This window comes from Photobacterium lucens (assembly GCF_009873615.1).
Lineage (GTDB): Bacteria > Pseudomonadota > Gammaproteobacteria > Enterobacterales > Vibrionaceae > Photobacterium > Photobacterium lucens.
Window position 1 is genome coordinate 1 of sequence record NZ_SSMG01000443.1, and the last position, 1306, is coordinate 1306.

Genomic DNA, 1306 nt, shown 5'->3' on the forward strand with positions numbered 1-1306 from the left:
GAAATAAACCTACTGTAATAATTCCGGTTAAGCATTGATGCTCCAGCAATAAAACCACACTCCTGTCGCTGTGGACGCAGTAAACTATGCTCTTTACAAATCCCCTGAGAAGGCATAAATAAATCTACATTTTCATCAAGTAGCATTAGATATATTACTGGCCTTTGAGAGCTATCTACTTTTTCATATTTTCCTTTAACTATTTGGTTCTGAGCAAAAAACAATGCGACATCCAAACTATGAGTTATGTCTAAAACAGGAGAAGGCAAACCATAATGCTGTAAGAAAAATGATTTTTGCAAAGCAAAAAAACCAGGATATGTTTCTTTTTTATATACTTCATTACCATCTTGATCCACCGCAGTAGAAGTCATGCCTGAATCATACAACCCCCAAGCTGTTGATTTAAAAAAATCAACATTCTCATCTTCACCATTTTTTCGGAGGACATAATCTTTTATTCCTAGGTGACTAGTTACGCTGTCAACATAAACTTGAGTTTCCAGTAGGTCTTTATAATATTGTTTGTAGTCTTTCTGATTAATAGAATTCAGTCTAAACAAAGATGGAATGAGAGATGAGTCAGTCACGTTTCTATAAGGCAGTGCTGTTGAATATTTAGGAGAGCTAAAATCTTTCATCATATAATCACTTGGCTGCCCTCTAAACCATAATTTGAGACTACTAGATTTTGGAGTCGTATTTACTCTTTCTATAATACTTAAAAGCTCAGCTTTACTTTTAACGCTGTATTCTACAATTTCAGAAGTGCTTTTTTTGACGTTTTGGGTTGCAAACTGACCTCTCATAGCGCCCACATCCAGTACATCTTGTCCTTTAAATGGGATATGTTTAGGTATCTGCTTACGGTAACGTTCGAACATAGCTTGATCTAGACCATAACGTAGAAAACGACCATTAAATTCATAGAAAAATAGTCCGTAGTTACAATCAACTATTACATGGCTTCCCAAGTTCGGAGCTATGTCTGCAAATGGCTCAGAAGAATAAGTTTTCTTTAGATAAAGATCACGACTGAGTGGATGAAAGCCAGCATCAAACATTTCTTCACGAATCTCAGCGGAAATAGAGTAACTGCTAGTGAGATCTTCCCAACTTTCTCGAGGTTCGAAAGCTGGAGGACAAACTGTAAACAACGGAAACTCTACACACGCATGTGCAACTGCACTAAAGTTTTCCAAAGAGATAAATTTTTCTTCAAAGCTTTGATAATCGCAGTTATCAATATCTTTTATATAATCATGATGGTCAAAAAATGGAAACATCAAAACTCCAAACTTAACTA

Annotated in this window: 1 protein-coding gene; it reads right to left on the reverse strand. The window is 35.7% G+C overall.

The annotated features are described in order from the left end of the window. The coding region (locus E5A76_RS18065; RefSeq protein WP_161119767.1) for an FRG domain-containing protein at nt 1-1286 on the reverse strand (1286 nt) is incomplete at its 3' end. Nucleotides 1287-1306 lie beyond the last annotated feature (20 nt).